The organism is Streptomyces sp. NPDC028907, assembly GCF_055564995.1.
The window spans coordinates 430397-447669 of record NZ_JBVHVE010000007.1 but is presented as its reverse complement, the minus strand read 5'-3'; the positions used below and the strand labels follow the sequence as shown (position 1 = coordinate 447669).

At 70.3% G+C, this 17273-nt stretch carries 15 protein-coding genes; 5 read left to right on the top strand and 10 right to left on the bottom strand.

From position 1 onward, the window contains the following. Positions 1-253: 253 nt before the first annotated feature. Entirely contained in the window at positions 254-688 is a 435-nt protein-coding gene (locus ACZ4UU_RS24185) for a hypothetical protein (RefSeq protein WP_471905444.1), read from the top strand. A 40-nt stretch (positions 689-728) separates the two neighbouring features. Here the strand turns inward: ACZ4UU_RS24185 and ACZ4UU_RS24180 are convergent, their stop codons facing one another. Both ACZ4UU_RS24180 and ACZ4UU_RS24175 read right to left on the bottom strand, forming a co-directional pair. Further along, positions 729-1826 (bottom strand): phosphotransferase family protein, encoded by a 1098-nt coding sequence (locus ACZ4UU_RS24180; RefSeq protein ID WP_471905443.1) that lies wholly within the window; start codon positions 1824-1826, stop codon positions 729-731. A gap of 12 nt (positions 1827-1838) precedes the next feature. Then, positions 1839-2993 carry an Rv3169 family protein gene (locus ACZ4UU_RS24175; protein WP_471905442.1) on the bottom strand — a complete coding sequence of 385 codons (1155 nt, stop codon included), beginning with the start codon at positions 2991-2993 and terminating at the stop codon, positions 1839-1841. 94 nt (positions 2994-3087) lie between these two features. On the opposite strand from ACZ4UU_RS24175, the gene ACZ4UU_RS24170 reads away from it, so the two are divergent. Continuing rightward, positions 3088-3336 carry a hypothetical protein gene (locus ACZ4UU_RS24170; protein WP_471905441.1) on the top strand — a complete coding sequence of 83 codons (249 nt, stop codon included), beginning with the start codon at positions 3088-3090 and terminating at the stop codon, positions 3334-3336. Here ACZ4UU_RS24170 and ACZ4UU_RS24165 read toward each other — a convergent pair. Next, on the bottom strand, positions 3299-4471 hold the full coding sequence (locus tag ACZ4UU_RS24165; RefSeq protein WP_471905440.1) for an acyl-CoA dehydrogenase family protein: 1173 nt from the start codon (positions 4469-4471) through the stop codon (positions 3299-3301). The two genes, ACZ4UU_RS24170 and ACZ4UU_RS24165, sit on opposite strands and share 38 nt — an antisense overlap. A gap of 334 nt (positions 4472-4805) precedes the next feature. Here ACZ4UU_RS24165 and ACZ4UU_RS24160 point away from each other — a divergent pair, with 334 nt between their 5' ends. Further along, the gene (locus ACZ4UU_RS24160; protein ID WP_471905439.1) at positions 4806-6044 is read left to right on the top strand and encodes a glycoside hydrolase family 18 protein; all 1239 of its coding nucleotides are present in this window, start codon (positions 4806-4808) and stop codon (positions 6042-6044) included. Between the two features lie 70 nt (positions 6045-6114). Here the strand turns inward: ACZ4UU_RS24160 and ACZ4UU_RS24155 are convergent, their stop codons facing one another. From ACZ4UU_RS24155 to ACZ4UU_RS24135, 5 genes are all read right to left on the bottom strand, one after another. Then, positions 6115-6774 carry a TetR/AcrR family transcriptional regulator gene (locus tag ACZ4UU_RS24155; RefSeq protein WP_471905438.1) on the bottom strand — a complete coding sequence of 220 codons (660 nt, stop codon included), beginning with the start codon at positions 6772-6774 and terminating at the stop codon, positions 6115-6117. A 155-nt stretch (positions 6775-6929) separates the two neighbouring features. Then, positions 6930-7070 carry an SCO1431 family membrane protein gene (locus ACZ4UU_RS24150; RefSeq protein ID WP_471905437.1) on the bottom strand — a complete coding sequence of 47 codons (141 nt, stop codon included), beginning with the start codon at positions 7068-7070 and terminating at the stop codon, positions 6930-6932. Positions 7071-7134: 64 nt separating this feature from the next. After that, positions 7135-8499, bottom strand: a complete 1365-nt coding sequence (locus tag ACZ4UU_RS24145; protein ID WP_471905436.1) for a peptidase C39 family protein — start codon at positions 8497-8499, stop codon at positions 7135-7137. 308 nt (positions 8500-8807) lie between these two features. Continuing rightward, positions 8808-10349 (bottom strand): amino acid permease, encoded by a 1542-nt coding sequence (locus tag ACZ4UU_RS24140; protein WP_471905435.1) that lies wholly within the window; start codon positions 10347-10349, stop codon positions 8808-8810. A 37-nt stretch (positions 10350-10386) separates the two neighbouring features. Beyond that, complete coding sequence (locus ACZ4UU_RS24135; RefSeq protein WP_471905434.1) at positions 10387-11340, bottom strand: hypothetical protein; 954 nt, start codon at positions 11338-11340, stop codon at positions 10387-10389. A 267-nt stretch (positions 11341-11607) separates the two neighbouring features. Here ACZ4UU_RS24135 and ACZ4UU_RS24130 point away from each other — a divergent pair, with 267 nt between their 5' ends. Together ACZ4UU_RS24130 and ACZ4UU_RS24125 are read left to right on the top strand one after the other, a co-directional pair. After that, positions 11608-12228 carry a hypothetical protein gene (locus tag ACZ4UU_RS24130; RefSeq protein WP_471905493.1) on the top strand — a complete coding sequence of 207 codons (621 nt, stop codon included), beginning with the start codon at positions 11608-11610 and terminating at the stop codon, positions 12226-12228. 437 nt (positions 12229-12665) lie between these two features. Next, positions 12666-14531 carry an AAA family ATPase gene (locus ACZ4UU_RS24125; protein ID WP_471905433.1) on the top strand — a complete coding sequence of 622 codons (1866 nt, stop codon included), beginning with the start codon at positions 12666-12668 and terminating at the stop codon, positions 14529-14531. 153 nt (positions 14532-14684) lie between these two features. On the opposite strand, the gene ACZ4UU_RS24120 is transcribed toward ACZ4UU_RS24125, so the two are convergent. Beyond that, positions 14685-15773, bottom strand: coding sequence for a hemolysin family protein (locus ACZ4UU_RS24120; protein ID WP_471905432.1), 1089 nt, complete (start codon positions 15771-15773; stop codon positions 14685-14687). Continuing rightward, positions 15770-17095, bottom strand: a complete 1326-nt coding sequence (locus ACZ4UU_RS24115; RefSeq protein WP_471905431.1) for a hemolysin family protein — start codon at positions 17093-17095, stop codon at positions 15770-15772. Before ACZ4UU_RS24115 ends, ACZ4UU_RS24120 begins: the two co-directional genes overlap by 4 nt. Positions 17096-17273: the final 178 nt, after the last annotated feature.

Sequence of the window (17273 nt, the reverse complement as noted above, 5' to 3'; positions counted from 1 at the left end):
AGTGCGCTTGATCTCCTCGGATACCTGAGGAGTCCAGGTCATGCCCGGTTCGTGATGTCCGCGGCAAGCGGTTGCGAGCCGACCGGGGGACAAACCGGCCGCCACGGGCACCTGCGGGCGGCATGTGACGAAGGCCACAGGCCCCGAACGGCCTCCGTGATGCTCCCGTGATTAACGCCGAGAGCAGGCGGGAAGTGCTTGCTGTGGTCGAGGCCGCAGTGCCGTCACGGCCCAGCCCGAGGGGGAGAACCCAATGCAGAGTCTTAAGCGCCCTGGTCGAACCGCACCCAAGCGCCTCCAGGCAGTCGTCGAGCCCGAGCCGGAGGGCGTCGAACCCGACGCCTTCGACGACGAACTCGACGCGTACGACACCTTCGAGATGTTCCGGGTGATCTGCCCGGACTGCGCGCAGCCCATCGCCCTGCTGGCCGACGAGGAGGTCCTGCCGGAGCACGCGCTGTGCGCCTCGCCGTGGAACCCGTTCGGCCTCACGGTCTGCGCGGGTACGGGTCGCAGGGCCGCCGAGGCCCGCTCCGCGGACGAGTCGCTGGAGCCCCAGGAGCAGGACACCGCCCTCCTGTTGACGCTCCCTCAGGGGCTGAACTGGCGGACCCAGCCCTTCTCGCACGTCGGCGGCCCGGGCTCGCGCCCCATCAGGGTCCCGGTCATGCGTCGGCAGGCCGCCTGAGCGCACGCCGCTCCGCGCGACGGCGCCGGCCTCGCATCGCTCATTTCCAGTAGCTGCCCTGCACCATGGCTCGCAGGCTGCCGTGGTGCAGGATCAGTGTGTCCGGGTCCGCCGGTACCGCGACTTCGCCGAAGTGGGCCTGGCGGTAGGCGATCCGCAGCATGACGATCGCGTGTCGCAGGGCGGCGTACAGCGTGTGGAAGTCCATGGCGTGCGGCGTGTGGCCGGTGAGTTCGGCGTAGCGGGCCTCGATCCGGTCGCGGCGCAGGAAGTCCGGCAGTCCGCGCTGTCCGAAGGCGGCCGTCAGATCCTGGAAGAAGCGGTGCAGATACACCGTCCAGCCGAGGTCGACCTCGCGCGGTGCCAGGGCCGCCATCTCCCAGTCGAGGACGGCGGCGGGTTCGAACCCGTCGTAGACGATGTTCCCGATGCGTGCGTCGCCCCAGTTGAGCACCGGTGCGCCCGGGTCACGCGGCCACAGCTCTTCCAGGCGGGCGAACGCGTCCTCGATCAGCGGTGAGCGAGCACGTCCGTCAACCACCCATTCGTAGTACCCGCGTTGGGCCGTGACGTGTCGCCGCAGCGCGTCACCCTCGCCCGAAAGGGTGAGGAACTCGACCTGCTCCGCCGGGACTTGGTCGTGCAGCCGGGCCAGCACCCCGATCGTGGCCGCTTCCAGGTGCTCGCGCTCCTCGTCGCTCGCCGCGTGCAGCCAGTTGCCCTCGTAGGTGTAGGGCATGACATCAGGCGGCACCCGGCCGTCGACGCGCTCCATGACGAAGAAGGGCGCGCCCAGCGGACCGGGGTCCTCCTCCAGCCAGAGCACTTTCGGCACCGGCACGTCCGTGTGCTCGGCGACGACGCGCATCGTGCGGTACTGGCGCGGCATGTCGTACACCGGGAAGACGGTGTACGCCGCCGGGTCCGCCGCGAGCCGCAACGCGCAGGTGTGTAGCGGGGGTTCGGGGTGCTCGATGTCGAAGAGCAGGGTCTCGCTGGACATGCCGTTCGACTCGGGAACGGTGACGCCGACCGCCTTGGCGCCCGGCAGCCGGGTGCCGAGCCAGGCGGTGAGGCGGCGGGCGAGTTCCTCGGGGTCGCGGGTGCTGGTGCGCGGACGGGGTGCCGTGGCTGCCATGGAGCGAACCCCCTACGGTGCGACCGACTCGAAGTCCGTGAACCCGCTCGGGTCGTGCCGTCCGAACGAGCCGTGCTCGAAGATGCCGTGCCCGACGCGGTCGTCGAGGCAAAAGCGCGCGGCGTGGTCGGTGACGCCGTACGCGGCGAGCGGGTGGGCGGTTGCGTCGGCGAGGTCGTAGGTACGGCGATCCGTCCACCCCCGGCCGCGCCAGGTGCCGTGCTGCCAGTCGTCGGCGGGCGGGTAGCCGGCGCCCACGGCGAGCGGGGAGGAGGCCAGGATCTCCACCTGGAGCTCCTCGGGTTTGCGGACGTCGCCGAGGTGGATGAGGGCGCGTTCGGGGTGGCGGGTGCCGGGGCGGTAGGTGATCTCGGCCTGGGGCCAGCCCAGTTGGCGGTCACGGTGACCGGGGCGGACCATCGTCGCCTCGCTCAGCGTGCGGTGTCCGTCGGCGTCCTCCTGGACGATCACCATCAGGAACCGGTCCTCGAAGCGCACCGGGCACCAGATCCAGTGGAAGCCCTCGGTCGGGTGCTCCTCGGCGAACCGCCCGCCCTCCTCCCCGGGTATGGGGCGCACTCCCCAGCTGCGGTCACGGGTGCCGGTCCACTCGGTGGGGGTGACGCGGAACTCCTCGCCGCCCGCGCGCACGACGCCCGCGACACCGCCGGCCTGGACGAAGCGGCGCCCTTCGAGGGTGAGCCGGTCGCCACGGCGCTGGAGGTGGTGGGGTTCCCAGAGCGCGGGGAAGTCCGCGGTCCAGGTGAGGTCGTACGACAACTCCTCGTCGTCGCAGGTCAGCCGCAGCCGTCGCAGGGGTTCCTCGACCTCGATGCGCAGCGGTCCGACGGCGAGCCGCATCCGGTCCGCGCCGAGGGCGTCCGACGCCCGCACGGCGTGCAGCCGGTCCCTCACGCGCAGGGTCGCGTACGCGTCCATCACGCCGGCGTTCGGGTACACCCCGAGGCCGAGGATCAGCAGGGCGCGTCCCTGGTGGTCGAGGACGTGGAAGATGCAGCGGTCGTAGGCGTTGCGGTCGCTGGTCGCGACGTACTTCATGGACAGCGGCACCTGGTGCACCGGGTACTCGTCGAGAGCGACGGGGCGGTCGTCGTCGGCCACGGCATACCTCCCTGGAGGCGGCTGGGCTGACGGTACGTCAGGCATCGGCAGGTGACCAGAGCGGGAGCCGGACGGCCGTGAACTCACGCCCGATTCCCGCGGGCGGTGACTTGTCCCGCCACCTCCGCGTTGCCCTGGTATGCCCCCCACCTATTCAGCGACCGGGCCTCAGCGCCGCGTCTTCGTGCCGCGCCCCGCGGGATCGCTGGCGCCGGCACCTCCGCAGCAACCGGATCCACCCATCTACCGCGAGCTGATGCGCACCTGGGCCGACCGTGGCCGCACCCTGCCGGGGCGCCACGACCCGGAGTGGATCCGGCTCGCGGCGCCGACGGTCAAGCACGGTCAGTTCAGCGTCCCTCGGGACCTGCTAGGTGACGGGCGATGACCATCCGCTGAATCTGATTGGTGCCCTCGACGATCTGCAGGACCTTGGCCTCGCGCATATAGCGTTCGGCCGGGAAGTCCGCGGTGTAGCCGTATCCGCCGAGGATCTGGACGGCGTCGGTGGTGACCTTCATCGCGGTGTCGGTGCAGTGCAGCTTGGCCATCGCCGCCTGCTTGGCGAACGGCCGTCCCGCGTCGCGCAGCCGTGCCGCCGCGAGGTAGAGCGCGCGGCCCGCCTCGATCTGGGTCGCCATGTCGGCGAGCATGAAGCGCAGGCCCTGGAAGTCGGCGATGGGCTTGCCGAACTGCCGGCGCTCGGTCGCGTACGTCACCGCCTCGTCCAGCGCGGCCTGGGCCACGCCGATCGCGCAGGCCGCGATGCCGAGCCGGCCGGAGTCGAGGGCGGACAGGGCGATGGCGAAGCCCTGTCCCTCGTCGCCGATGCGCCGCTCGTCGCCGACCCGGACACCGTCGAAGTGGACCTGGGCGGTGGGTGATCCCTTCATGCCCATCTTCTTCTCGGGCGCCGCCGCGCTCACCCCCTCCGCGTCGCCGGGCACCAGGAACGCGGTGATCCCGCGCGGGCCCTCCTCGCCGGTGCGCGCCATGACCGTGTAGAAGTCGGCGATGCCGCCGTGGGTGATCCAGGCCTTGGTGCCGGTGATCACCCAGTCGCCGCCGTCGCGTACCGCCTTGGTGCGCAGCGAGGCCGCGTCCGATCCCGACGCGGGCTCGGAGAGGCAGTACGCGCCGAGCAGCCCGCCGCCGAGCATCGCGGGCAGATGCTCGACCTGCTGCTGCTTGGTGCCGTAGGCGGCGAGGGAGTAGGAGGCCAGGGTGTGCACGCTGACGCCGAGGCCGACGGTGAGGCGGACCGCGGCGAGCTCTTCGAGGACCTGGAGGTAGACCTCGTACGGCTGGTCACCGCCGCCGTACTCGGAGTCGTACGGCAGGCCGAGCAGTCCCGATTCGGAGAGCAGGGTGAAGACCTCGCGCGGGAAGCGGCCGGCGTCCTCCTCCTCGGCCGCCTTCGGGGCGATCTCGCGCTGCGCGATGTCGCGGACGAGCGAGATCAGATCCCGGGCCTCGTCCGTGGGCAGTTGGCGGTCCACGGACTGCGGGGCGCGGTCGGGCATGGCGACGATCCTCCCTGTCGGGCACTTCGGCGGGCATCCGCCTTGGGTGGGGCGGCTCCGCCGGGTCTCTCTGGTGCCGGGCCGATGCTCGCATTTCCGGGTCTCGGAAGCTGCTGACCAGCGGCTGTGCGCTGTGAGTATGCCCGATCGGAGGCATCGCGTCACCGGTTAACGACCGCTCACTAAAAGAAGTATCCAGCACGTTATCCGCGGCAACGAAATTGGTCCGAACCATTGACTGACTGGTCTAGTCCTCCTACGGTGACGGATCAACGCATCAGCGCGTCCATGCCAATCGGAGCATGCTCCCCTCTCCCCCACGAGGAGACACCCGATGCACCTCTCGCACCGCCCCCGCGCCCGGCTCATGGCGCTCGTCTCCGCCGCGTGCGCGGCCGTCCTCGGCGCCGGGCTGCTCGTCGGCGCGGGCACCGCCACCGCCGAACCCGCCGCCAGGCCGAAGCTCGCCGCCGGCTCCAAGGTCGTCGGCTACTTCACGGAATGGGGTACGTACGACCGCAAGTACTACGTCAAGAACATCGAGACGTCCGGATCGGCGGCCAGGCTCACCCACATCAACTACGCCTTCGGCAACGTCACCGGCGGCAAGTGCGCGATGGGCGACTCCTACGCGGCGACCGAACGCACCTACACCGCCGCCGAGTCCGTGGACGGCGTCGCCGACGCCTGGGACCAGCCGCTGCGGGGCACCTTCAACCAGCTGCGGGAGCTGAAGAAGAAACACCCGGGCCTGAAGGTCCTGTGGTCCTTCGGCGGCTGGACCTGGTCCACCGGCTTCGGCGAGGCCGCGCGCAATCCGGCCGCCTTCGCCCAGTCCTGCTACGACCTGGTCGAGAACTCCAAGTGGGCCGACGTCTTCGACGGCATCGACATCGACTGGGAGTACCCGAACGCCTGCGGCGCCACCTGCGACACCAGCGGACGGGAGGCCTTCAAGAACCTGATGGCGGCGGTGCGCGCCAAGTTCGGCTCCGGCAACCTGGTCACCGCGGCGATCACGGCCGACGCCACGAGCGGCGGCAAGATCGACGCGGCGAACTACGCGGGCGCGGCCCAGTACGTCGACTGGTACAACCCGATGACGTACGACTTCTTCGGCGCCTGGGACGCGACCGGCCCCACGGCTCCGCACTCGGCGCTGAACTCCTACTCCGGCATCCCGAAGGCCGACTTCCACACCTCGGCGACCATCGCCAAGCTCAAGGGCCTCGGCATCCCGTCGTCCAAGCTGCTGCTCGGCATCGGCTTCTACGGCCGAGGCTGGACCGGCGTCACCCGGTCGGCCCCCGGCGGCACGGCGACCGGGGCGGCCCCCGGCACCTACGAGGCGGGCATCGAGGACTACAAGGTGCTCAAGACCAGGTGCCCGGCGACCGGGACCGTGGGCGGCACGGCTTACGCCAAGTGCGGGAGCCAGTGGTGGAGTTACGACACCCCCGCGACCATCGCGGCGAAGATGACGTACAAGAACCAGCAGGGGCTGGGCGGGACCTTCTTCTGGGAGCTGAGCGGGGACACGTCCGGCGGTGAACTGATCAAGTCCATCAAGTAGCGGGTCACACGGGGGGACGCGGGGGCGGAGGGCCACGAGCCTCCGCCCCCGCGTGCTGTCGCTCGCCGCGTCAGATCTCCCGGCGTGCGGGCTCCGGGGCCGGGTAGGCGGGGTCCATCTCCTCGATGACGCGCAGGGCGCCGCCCAGCGTCTTCACCAGCAGCTCGCGCATGGTGTCGCGCGGCAGGTCGGGGCGCTCGGTCCAGTCCAGGGTGGCGCCCTCCACGCTGCACACCCAGGCGAGCAGGCCCATGCGGGCGAGCGGAGCGATGTCGGTACGGCCGTACGCCCCCTCGGCGATGGTCGCCACGATGGCCTCGCGCACACCGTCCCGGATCGCGTGCACCTCGGTGTCGAAGCCGACGCCGCCGCTGACGATGGTGCGGTAGGCGGCCCGGTTGTGCTCGGCGTAGCGCAGGTAGCTGTCGATGGTGCGGTGCACCCGGTCGACCGGCTGGAGTTCGAGGCCGCTCGCGGCGAAGGTGACCAGGTCGGCGACGGAGTCCTGGATGATCGCCAGGTAGTAGCCGCGCTTGGACTGGAAGTAGTAGTAGATCAGCCCCTTGGCGACATGGGCCTGGCGGGCGATGTCGTCCATGGAGAGCGCGTCGTAGGACGTGTCGGCGAACAGCTTCCGCCCGATGCTGATGAGTTCGGCACGGCGCGCCATCGAGCGCTCGGTACCGCGCGCCCGAGGCCGGGCCGCGTCACGCTGTTGACTAATATTCAATTTAGACCCTGTTGTTCAACGGGCGGCGGGACATCCGCAGTATGGCAGACCTGCACCAGCTGCTCGTTCGAGTCTGATCGGGTTTGGTGAGTCCGGCCGACAACAGGGTCGGGATATGTCCGACCAAAGAGCTCTGTGTCTCTGTGTGTGTCAGCTCACAGCAGCCCGAGCTGTGTGATCAGCATGGCGACGACCACGACGAGGGTCCAGCCCATGACGTGCTCGAGGATCTTCGGGCCGTCTTCCTCGGGGCCGCCGGTTCGAAGGCGCGCTGCGGTGGCGGAGTGCGTCGTCATAGGCCCACCCTGCCACCGACGACGGCGTGCGTGGCGGAGACGTTGCTCACAGCGCGCCCGGCGTTCACACCACGCCCACCGCCGCGAGCGCCGCCCGCTGGCGCGGGGTCGGACGCGCCGGGAAGTAGAGGTAGCAGACGCCGCCGGTGCCGGAGGCGACCTTGCCCTCGGCGTTGTACCGCTTGGTCCGCAGCCAGATGTTCTCCCACTCGCGCCGCTTGTAGACGCGGCGCACGGCCTCGTTGCTCGGCGAGTTCGGGTCGTTGGCGATCACGTCGCCGTCGGAGGTGAAGCCAATGACCGTCATGAGATGCCCGGCGGTGCCGTACCCCGCCCCGGTCAGCTCCCCCTTCAGAAAGGACTGGGACGTTATGGCCGGGATCCCGGCCGCGATCAGCGTCTCCAGGTCGGCGAGCGAGCGGAGGCGGGTGACCACGCCCTGAAGGTCCTTGAAGGTGGCCGCGTAGGCGGCGTTGAACGGCCAGTTCCCGCAGCCGTTGTACTGGTAGTCGAAGGTGTACCGGGCCGCGTGGCAGACCTGCGGATCGGCGAACGCCGGGTCGACCCAGGCCAGCTGCTCCGGGGTGAGCCAGCCACCCCAGTACTCGACGATCATCTGCGAGGAGGTGGGGCTGCACCAGGCCTCCCCGCCGTTGTCGTACTCCGGGTACTGGCCGATGTGGATCTCCTGCGAGTAGCGCGGGACGATCAGCTCGCGGTCGAGGCCGGGGGTGGAGGCCGGGACGGTGAAGCGGTCGGGGACGTCGGAGCCCATCGCGCCGGCCCGCCACACGACGGGGGTGAGCTTCGTTCCGGGCCTGCGGTACAGGGTCAGCCGCAGCCGGTAGGAGGCGACGCGCAGTCCGCCGGACGGGTCGTCGACGGCGATGGTGTCCGTCCAGACCGTGCTCCTGCCGTCCTTCTGGTCGTCGACCGAGGTGCGCCTGATGTCCTGGTCGCCGGCCGCCCAGCGGCCCAGCACGTACCAGGGGCTGGCGGTGCCGTCCGAGTACGTCCCCTTGAGTTCGATCTGGATCCAGGTGCCGGCGGGGGTGTGCGCGTTCCAGGAGGCGATCACCTCGGTCGCCGGGACGGTGAGCCGATGGACGGGGGACGTCCAGGTCGCGTACTCCCAGGGGGCGCTCTCGCCGGTGTGCGGGTCCGTGTAGTCGCGGGTGCCCGTGGCCGCGGCGATGACGAGGCCGGGGCGGGCGCCGGCGACGGCCCGGGTGCCCTGGGCGGTGCCGCCGCGCCAGTCGGTGTACGTGGTCCAGGCGCGGTTGTCGACAGTGCGGGCCGGGGCCTGCGCGGGGGCCTCGGGCTCGGCGGGGGCGTCGAGTGCGACCGCCGCGCCCGCGCTTGCGGTGACGGTCGCGGCCACCGCTGCTGCCAGAACGATCCTGCGGGACGGCTGCTCGGCTCTGCTCATGGGCGGAAGACCCCCAGGTGTCCGGGTCGGGCGGGTCCAGTGCACGGCTGTCCGCCCACTATGGCCGCAGGGGCGGGCGTCTGCCAGCACTTCGGCCCGGACGCGCCTACGAATATTGGTGTCGACCAATGGCATGACCTGGGCGGAGGCCGAATGGCCCAATCGCCGTACGGGCGGGGTGGGATGTGCGGACGGATCGGCGGACGGACGACCGAACGAGGTTCCCGGCGTCCGCTGCCGTGCGGCTTCGGACGCCGGGAGGGTGACGAGTCGTCAGGCGAGGGCGCCGGACGACTGTCGGACCAGGGTCAGACGAGATCCATCGCCGCGACCTCATCGGGGCGGCCGTAGCTGACCGGGCCGTGGAAGCGGCGCCGGGCGCTGGTGAACCACCACACCGTGGCCACGGCCAGGACGACGGCCAGGGCGACCGGCGCGTAGTTGAAGGTGTCGGCGGTGACCGGCGAGGCGTGCGGCAGCATGAACAGGACGCTGCTGAGCAGGATCCAGACCACCGATACGACCCCGACCGGCCGTCCCCAGCGCCCCAGGTGCCAGGGCCCGGGCTGGAACTCGTCCCCGAGCCGCAGCCGGAGCAGGATCGGGACGGCGTACGCGAGGAACAGCCCGACCACGTTGACGCTGACGATGGCGGTGAACGCGGTGTGCGACCACCAGCCGGGCACGACGAGCGCCAGCGAGCAGGCGACCGCCAGCCACACCGCCTTCACGGGGGTACGGGTGCGGGGCGAGACCGAGTGCCACCATCGGGAACCGGGCATCGCTCCGTCCCGGGAGAAGGCGAAGATCTGCCGGGTGTTGCTGGTGAGATTGGCGAGGCCGCAGAAGAGCATGGCGCCGATCACGATCAGCAGCAGCACCTTCGCGGTGCCCGCGCCCAGCCCGTCGATCAGGATCTGCACGGGCGGCGCGTCGGCGCTCGCCACCCGGTCGTAGTCACGAATGCTGTAGACCAACGCGAGCATCAGCAGCAGTCCCGCTATCGCCGAGTAGGCGATGGCACGGGTGATCCCGCGCGGTGCATTGACCGTCGCCCGGACCGTTTCCTCGGACATGTGGAAGCTGCCGTCGAAGCCGGTGAAGGTCCAGCTGGTGACCAGCAGACCGAGCATGCCGCCATAAAGGCCACTGGTGAAACCGGTGTTGTTCGCGAAATGCGTGACGAACGAAGCCGACTGATGGTGATCGGGCATGACCATCAGGGCGGTCACGATGATCACGAGTCCGATCAGCAGCCACCACACGGAAATCCGGTTCAGTACGGCGACCAACTGGACGGTGTAGGTGTTGGCGAGCCCCTGGAGCACGATGATCAGCGCCGTGATCAGTACCGTTCGGTGCCCGGTCGGCTCGTACGACGGCCACTGGAGGGCGATGAAGGCCTGGCCGAAGGTGGCGGCGGCGTATCCGGTGGCGGCCGTGCCGCCCACCTGGCCCACGAAGTTCAGCCAGCCCGTGTACCAGGACCAGGCACCCTTGTGCCGCTTGGCGAGTTTCCCCGCGGAGAAATACAGCGCGCCGCTCGTCGGATAGGCGGAGGCAACCTCCGCCATCGATGCCCCCACGAAGAGCACCATGACGGACACGCCGATCCAGCCAAAGACGAGAACGCTCGGGCCACCCGCGTTCAGACCGAATCCGAAACCCGAGAAGATACCCGAGATGATGTTGATGATGGTGAAGGAGATGGCGAAATTGTCGAATGCCTGAAAGCGGCGGGTGAGTTTTCTCGGATAACCCATCGCATGCAGGGTCGCGTCGTCGTCGAGCGCGATCGGATCGGTTCCCCGGCGCGCCACGGCACGCGGGACCGATATCCGTTCTGACACGGGTCGGGCCTTTCTCTCGGTGGGGGGTTGCGGTCCGTCAGGCGCTCGGCACGGGCAGGCCGCAGGCGCGGCGCGCCCGGGACAGCTGCGCGGCCGGGTCACCGAAGACGGACCAGGGCATGCGCGAGGCGTACGGCCCCATCGCCGTGAAGACGGCGCGTGCCTCCTCCTCGCACCGGGCCATGACCAGGGCGTGCGCGAGGTAGGCCAGGTCGAGGACCGGAGTGAAGGGGTAGTCGGCCACCGCGGGCAGCCAGTTCTGGTGGATCGACAGCGAGGTCGAACGCCACTGCGGCTGCTCCCAGACCCGGTCGGCGAGCAGTTGGGTCGGGTCGTAGCACTCGACCAGGGCGACCAGGGGCAGCAGGCGCAGCGGTGAGTCGGCGGGCGCCCGCTGGCCGAGGAAGGCGGCGACGTCCCAGGCGGCGGTCACGGAGCCGCCGTAGCGGGTGAAGAAGCAGGCCAGAAACCGGTGGTGGGCCTCGCGGTGCCAGGGGTCGAGGGAGAGGATGTGGGCGAACAGCCGCCAGGGGCCGGGCGGTGCCGTCAGCAGTCCGCGCGGCGCCCGGTCGCGCAGCCGGTGCAGCCGGGCCATGGCCAGTTTGGCCACCAGGGGCGTGGGATCGGCGGGGGCCGCCGCGGCGGCCCGATCGCAGGCGGCCAGCGCTATCCGCTCCAGCGCCTCGGTCCGCGGGTCGCGCGCGTCGGCCGCGCGCAGCGCCCGCAGCACGGCCACCCTCGCCCACATCAGCTGCGCCTCGGGGCCGGGATCCTCGTGCAGCCAGCGCTCGACGAGGTCGGAGTCGGCGGCCTCCGAGGCGAGCACGAGAGAGCGGTGGGCACGCAGGGCGAAGTCACCGCGGGTTTCGGCCAGGGCGTCGAGGGAGCTCAGATATCGGCCGGCCCGGACATCGACGCATACGCTCCCGAGCACACGGTCGTCGGCCGCCGGATGCCACACGTACTGCCCCTCGAATAACCCCGCGGCCATCTGTCCCAGCCCATCCCCGTTGCGACACCTCACAGTTGCACTCCAGGCACCTTACTCAGCGTTCGACTCAACCGGAACGTGGATTTCACCGGGGTGGCCGGAGTTTTTCGGCGGGATTGCGGGCAGCCGTCGGCTAGTTCAAAGTGACACCTTTTCTCATCTCGTTCTCGCACCCCCCTCCCACCCTGTCTCCACAACCGCTTTCGGCCCCTACTAGAATGTTCCAAAGAAATATGCCCACCACCCCGTCTCACTTCAGGAAAAACGATTCACAGCCTCGCCACCCGGCTCCGCCGCCTCCCTCCGTCCTGCGGCCCGGTCCGCCTGATCGCCGTGGACGGACACGCCGGCTCCGGAAAGTCCACGTTCGCCGGGCAGTTGGCCCGGGCGCTGGGCGACGCCCCGGTGCTGCACCTCGACGACATCGCGAGCCATGACGAACTGTTCGAGTGGACCGAGCGCCTGCTGGCCCAGGTGATCGAACCGCTCACACGAGGAGAGGCCGCCCACTACACCCCCTACGACTGGAGGGCCCGTCTCTTCGGACCGCCCGTCGCGGTGCCGCCCGCCCCGGTCGTCGTCGTCGAGGGCGTGGGCGCCGGCCGCCGCGCGCTGCGCCCGCATCTCGCCCAGTTGCTGTGGATGGAGCTGGCGCACGAGGAGTCCTGGACCCGGGGACGCTCACGGGACGGGGCGGAGCAGCGGGAGTTCTGGGACGGGTGGGTCAGGGCGGAGCTGAGTCACTTCGCGGAGGACCCGTCCCGGCCCTTCGCCGACCTTCTGGTTCGACAGAGCAGCAAGGGGTACGAGGTGATTCCTGGGCCTGCCGGGACTGTTGGACCGGACCACGCGATCACGCACGGTGACGACCCATCGGCAATGTGCTGAACTTGTGAAGAGCCTGCTCGGGCAAGTTCGCGGAGTGCCTCAACTCCGCTTGACCCGGGGGCCGTACAGGACTTACGTTCTCAATGTGCGGTCAATCGAAGCCGCCCACTGACGCGAAGCCCCCGGTTGTTCCCCCGTGATCGGGGGCTTCGTTCTGCCCTGATTCCCCTTTTCGGGCGCCGAGAGGCGCGATTCGCTCACCCTGGGTCACCGAGCGCTCTCCGCCCGATCCGCTCCCACCTCGCCAAACGGCCGGTGCGGCACCCTGGGGCGGGCGACACCCCCGCAGGTACGATGCCCTCGGTGCGACGTACGGACGGCTGCTCGCGCACCGTTGCAACTCCGGTCCGCGGCACGGCGGTTCGATCGATCCGATCAAGGCGGCCGACGGACGAGCGGTCGGCCAACCGACGGGGGCACGGTTTGTGGGGGACGTGATGGACTTCGGCACGCAGGGCCCCGAGGCCCCGGCCGACCTCGCCTGGTTGCGAGGTGTGGATGCCTACACGATGGGGGCCTATCCGCAGGCGGAGGAGGAGTTCCGCACCGCGGTGCGGATCGACCCCGGGATGGCCGACGGCTGGCTCGGTCTGCACGCGCTGCGCGTCGACACGACGACCGCGCTGCTGCGGATGTTCCGGCACCGGGAGCGCTTCGGGGAACAGCGCGCCCGGCATCGGCGGGCCATAAACTCCTGGTACTGGCTGGGCTGGTGGGTGCAGCCGGTGCTGGAGAGCCCGCGCGATCTGCTCCTCGCCCACGCCTCGCACTGGCTGGACGGACGGCATGTGCCGGAGCTGGACCGGGCACTGGCCGGGCTGCCCCCCGTCGACACCGACCACCAGGTCCGCTTTCTGCACGCGTGCCGCGCCTATCTGGTCAAGGACTGGGAACAGCTCGTGCGGCACACCGACCCGCTGCTCGACGACACGATGCTCGGCATCGAGGCGGGCCTGTTCGGCGGCATGGCGCGGGTCCGGCTCGAGATGTACGGGCAGGCCGAACCCCTGCTCTCGGCCGCACTGATGCGATGCCGCAGCGAGCAGCCGCAGCGCAAGGAGCTTCGGTACTGGCTGGCGCGGGCGCACGAGGGCACGGGCCGGTCCGCCGCCGCGCTCCCCCTCTACCGCGCGGTGCACCGCGTCGACCCCGCCTTCATGGACACCTCGGCCAGACTCGCGGCCATCGCCGAGGGCGACGGCTATGACGACACCACCGACCTCGCGGCGATCACGCTGACCGGGTTCGGCGGGGACATGGGCGACGGGCCCGACGGGCTCGATCCGCTCTTCGGCGCCGAGGGGCGGGACCTGAAGCTGTCCGACCCGGACCTACCGCCCACCGGGCCGCTGCCGTCGGTGGTGGATCCGACGGTGCGCGAGAAGACCGCGGTGTCGTCGCAGCCGTTGCCCGCCGGGCCGACCGACCCCCAGTTACTCGAGGAGGCGCTCGCCGAGCTCGAGCGCATGGTAGGTCTTGAACCCGTCAAGCGGCAGGTCAAGGCGCTGTCCGCCCAGTTGAACATGGCCCGGCTGCGCGCCGGGCAGGGGCTGCCGGTACAGCCGCCCAAACGGCACTTCGTCTTCTCCGGGCCCTCGGGCACCGGCAAGACCACGGTCGCGCGCATCCTGGGCCGCGTGTTCTACGCCCTCGGGCTTCTCGGCGGCGACCATCTCGTGGAGGCCCAGCGGGCCGATCTGGTCGGCGAGTATCTGGGCCAGACGGCCGTGAAGGCCAACGAGCTCATCGACTCCGCGCTCGGTGGCGTCCTCTTCGTCGACGAGGCCTACTCGCTCTCCAACACCGGCTACGGCAAAGGCGACGCGTACGGCGACGAGGCCCTCCAGGTGCTGCTGAAGCGGGCCGAGGACAACCGGGACCACCTGGTGGTGATCCTCGCCGGCTACCCCGAGGGCATGGACCGTCTGCTGGCCGCCAACCCCGGGCTCTCCTCGCGGTTCACGACCCGCGTCGACTTCCCCTCGTACCGTCCTCTCGAACTGACCTCCATCGGCGAGGTGCTCGCCGCGGAGAACGGTGATGTCTGGGACGAGGAGGCTCTGGATGAGCTGCGTTCCATCGCGGGGCACGTGGTCGATCAGGGGTGGATCGACGAGCTGGGGAACGGGCGGTTCCTGCGGACGCTGTACGAGAAGAGCTGTGCGTACCGGGATCTGCGGTTGTCGACCTACCCCGGGGCACTGACCAGGGACGACTTGTCGACACTTCGACTGCCGGATCTGATGCAGGCGTACGGGGAAGTGTTGTCGGGGCGGGGGCCGCAGGATCCTTCGGCCATGTGAGGTTCTCGCCCCCGCCGCCCCTACCCGTCCCATCCCTGAAGGGGCTCCGCCCCTTCGACCCCGCCAAGGGGCTCCGCCCCCTGGACCCCCGCTCCTCAAACGCCGGAGGGGCTGCATTGGCCAAACGCCGAAGCGGCTGGAGTCAGGCTGGGTTCAGCCCGTCAGTGCTCCCTCCGGCTCCCCCGTGCTCAGGCGCGGCCCCGTCACCCGTACCTCCGGCAGTTCCCGGTGGGCCGGGTCGCGGACCTCGCCGACCAGGAGTTCCAGGACGTCCTCCAGGGCGACGAGGCCGAGGACCCGGCCGGAGGCGTCGGCCACCTGGGCGAGGTGGGTGGCGGCTCGGCGCATGACGGTGAGGGCGTCGTCCAGGGGGAGTTCCGAGCGGAGGGTCGTCATCGGGCGCCAGACGTGCTGGGGCACCGCGCGTTCGGACTCCTCCAGGTCCAGGACGTCCTTCACATGGAGGTAGCCCATGAAGGCGCCGGTCTCCGCGGCCACCGGGAAACGGGAGTAGCCGGTGCGGGCGGTGAGGGCGACGATCTGGCCGGGGGTTACCGAGGGGCTGACCGTGACCAGGGAATCCCGCTTCAGCAGGACGTCCGTCACCGGGCGCGAGCCCAGTTCCAGGGCGTCCCCCAAACGTTCCTGCTCCTCGGGGTCGAGCAGCCCGGCCTGGCCGGAGTCCTCGACGAGCCGGTTGAGCTGCTCGCTGGTGAAGACCGCCTCGACCTCGTCCTTCGGTTCGACGCGGAAAAGCCGCAGGATGGCCTGGGCGACGGCGCCGAGGGCCACCGTGATCGGGCGGCAGAAGCGGGCGAAGTAGACCAGGCCGGGGCTGAGCCACAGCGCGACCTTCTCCGGCGCCGCCATCGCCAGGTTCTTCGGCAGCATCTCGCCGATGACCAGGTGGAAGAAGACGACCGCGGCCAGCGCGATGACATAGGTGAGGGGGTGGATCATGCCCTCCGGCATGTGAACCCACTCGAACAACGGCTCCAGCAGGTGCGCCACCGTGGGCTCCGCCACCGCGCCCAGCGTCAGCGAGCACACCGTGATGCCGAACTGGGCCGCCGCCATCATCTGCGGCAGCCGCTCCAGGCCGTACAGGACCTGGCGTGCGCGGGCCGTGCCGAGCGGTTCGATCTGGCTGCGGCGGACCGACACAAGGGCGAACTCTGCGCCCACGAAGAACCCGTTGGCCAGGACCAGCAGCGCCGCGAAGAGAAGTTGGAGCACGCTCATCGGGCGACCTCCACCACGGCCCCGGTCCGGACCAGCCGGACGCGCTCGGCACGGTAGTGACCGACCCGGCGCACCGAAAGCCGCCAGCCCGGCAGTTCCGCCTTGTCGCCGACGGCCGGGATACGGCCGAGCTGATCGGCGACCAGCCCGGCGACGGTCTCGTACGGCCCCTCGGGCACGTCGAGTCCTATGCGCTGGAGGATGTCGACCCGGCAGCTGCCGTCGGCGTCCCAGGCGGGCCGGCCGTCCTCCGGCGGGGCGGCGGCGAGTTCGGGCAGGTCCTGCCCGTCGTGTTCGTCGCGGACCTCGCCGACGATCTCCTCGACGATGTCCTCCAGGGTGACGACCCCGGCCGTACCGCCGTACTCGTCGACGACGACCGCGATGGGCTGCTCGCTGCGCAGCTGCGCGAGGAGCGGCTGGACCGGCAGGGTCTCGGGGACCAGCAGGGCCGGGCGGGCGATACGGCCGACGGGGGTGCGCAGCCGTTCACTCGAACGGATCGCCAGGGCGTCCTTCAGATGGACCATGCCGACGATCTCGTCGATCCTCTCCCGGTAGACCGGGAAGCGGGACAGACCGGTGGCACGGGTCAGGTTCACCACGTCCTCGGCGGTCGCCGACGACTGGAGCGCGCTGACCTTCACGCGCGGGGTCATCACGTGCTGCGCGGTCAGCTCGGCGAGCGACAGGGTCCGTACGAAGAGATCCGCGGTGTCCTGCTCCAGGGCGCCGGCCTGGGCGGAGTGGCGGGCCAGGGAGACGAGCTCGCCCGGTGTGCGGGCGGAGGCCAGCTCCTCGGTCGGCTCGATGCCCAGGGAGCGCACGAGACGGTTGGCGACGGAGTTCAGCGCGGCGATCACCGGCCGGAACAGACGTGCGAAGACGTGCTGCGGGCCGGCGACGAAGCGCGCGACCTGCATCGGCCGGGACACCGCCCAGTTCTTGGGCACGAGCTCGCCGATCACCATCTGCACGGCCGAGGCCAGCAGCATGCCGACGACCACGGCCACCCCGGACACCGCGCCATCGGGGACGCCGATGGCGGTGAAGGGGCCGCCGAGCAGCTCGGCGAGCGCCGGTTCGGCGAGCATGCCGACGACGAGGGAGGTGATGGTGATGCCGAGCTGGGTGCCGGAGAGCTGGAAGGACAGTTCCTTCAGTGACTCGACGACCCGGTGGGCCCGTCGGTCGCCCTCGGCGGCGGCCTTCTCGGCGTCCGTCGCCTCGACCGTGACCAGGCCGAACTCGGCGGCCACGAAGAAGCCGTTGGCGAGAATCAGGAGGAACGCGGCTGCCAGAAGCAGCAAGGGGATGCTCATGATGCCGCCGCCCCGGTATGTCGGGAGGGGGCGGCGCAGGTACTACAGGACGATCCGTCCATCGCTGGAGGGAATCACTCCTCGGGTAGCAGGGGGCCTCTGAGGGCCGGCTGGGACATCAAAGGCGGAGGCGTCGGAAAACGCCTCCGCCAACAGATTAATCAAGACATGGCGATTT

Excerpts from the sequence above, each read along its gene's own strand:
- ACZ4UU_RS24185 (WP_471905444.1), top strand. The coding sequence starts at position 254 with ATGCAGAGTCTTAAGCGCCCTGGTCGAACCGCACCCAAGCGCCTCCAG.
- ACZ4UU_RS24180 (WP_471905443.1), bottom strand. The coding sequence starts at position 1,826 with ATGGCAGCCACGGCACCCCGTCCGCGCACCAGCACCCGCGACCCCGAG.
- ACZ4UU_RS24175 (WP_471905442.1), bottom strand. The coding sequence starts at position 2,993 with ATGCCTGACGTACCGTCAGCCCAGCCGCCTCCAGGGAGGTATGCCGTG.
- ACZ4UU_RS24170 (WP_471905441.1), top strand. The coding sequence starts at position 3,088 with ATGCCCCCCACCTATTCAGCGACCGGGCCTCAGCGCCGCGTCTTCGTG.
- ACZ4UU_RS24165 (WP_471905440.1), bottom strand. The coding sequence starts at position 4,471 with ATGCCCGACCGCGCCCCGCAGTCCGTGGACCGCCAACTGCCCACGGAC.
- ACZ4UU_RS24160 (WP_471905439.1), top strand. The coding sequence starts at position 4,806 with ATGCACCTCTCGCACCGCCCCCGCGCCCGGCTCATGGCGCTCGTCTCC.
- ACZ4UU_RS24150 (WP_471905437.1), bottom strand. The coding sequence starts at position 7,070 with ATGACGACGCACTCCGCCACCGCAGCGCGCCTTCGAACCGGCGGCCCC.
- ACZ4UU_RS24145 (WP_471905436.1), bottom strand. The coding sequence starts at position 8,499 with ATGAGCAGAGCCGAGCAGCCGTCCCGCAGGATCGTTCTGGCAGCAGCG.
- ACZ4UU_RS24135 (WP_471905434.1), bottom strand. The coding sequence starts at position 11,340 with ATGGCCGCGGGGTTATTCGAGGGGCAGTACGTGTGGCATCCGGCGGCC.
- ACZ4UU_RS24125 (WP_471905433.1), top strand. The coding sequence starts at position 12,666 with ATGGACTTCGGCACGCAGGGCCCCGAGGCCCCGGCCGACCTCGCCTGG.
- ACZ4UU_RS24120 (WP_471905432.1), bottom strand. The coding sequence starts at position 15,773 with ATGAGCGTGCTCCAACTTCTCTTCGCGGCGCTGCTGGTCCTGGCCAAC.
- ACZ4UU_RS24115 (WP_471905431.1), bottom strand. The coding sequence starts at position 17,095 with ATGAGCATCCCCTTGCTGCTTCTGGCAGCCGCGTTCCTCCTGATTCTC.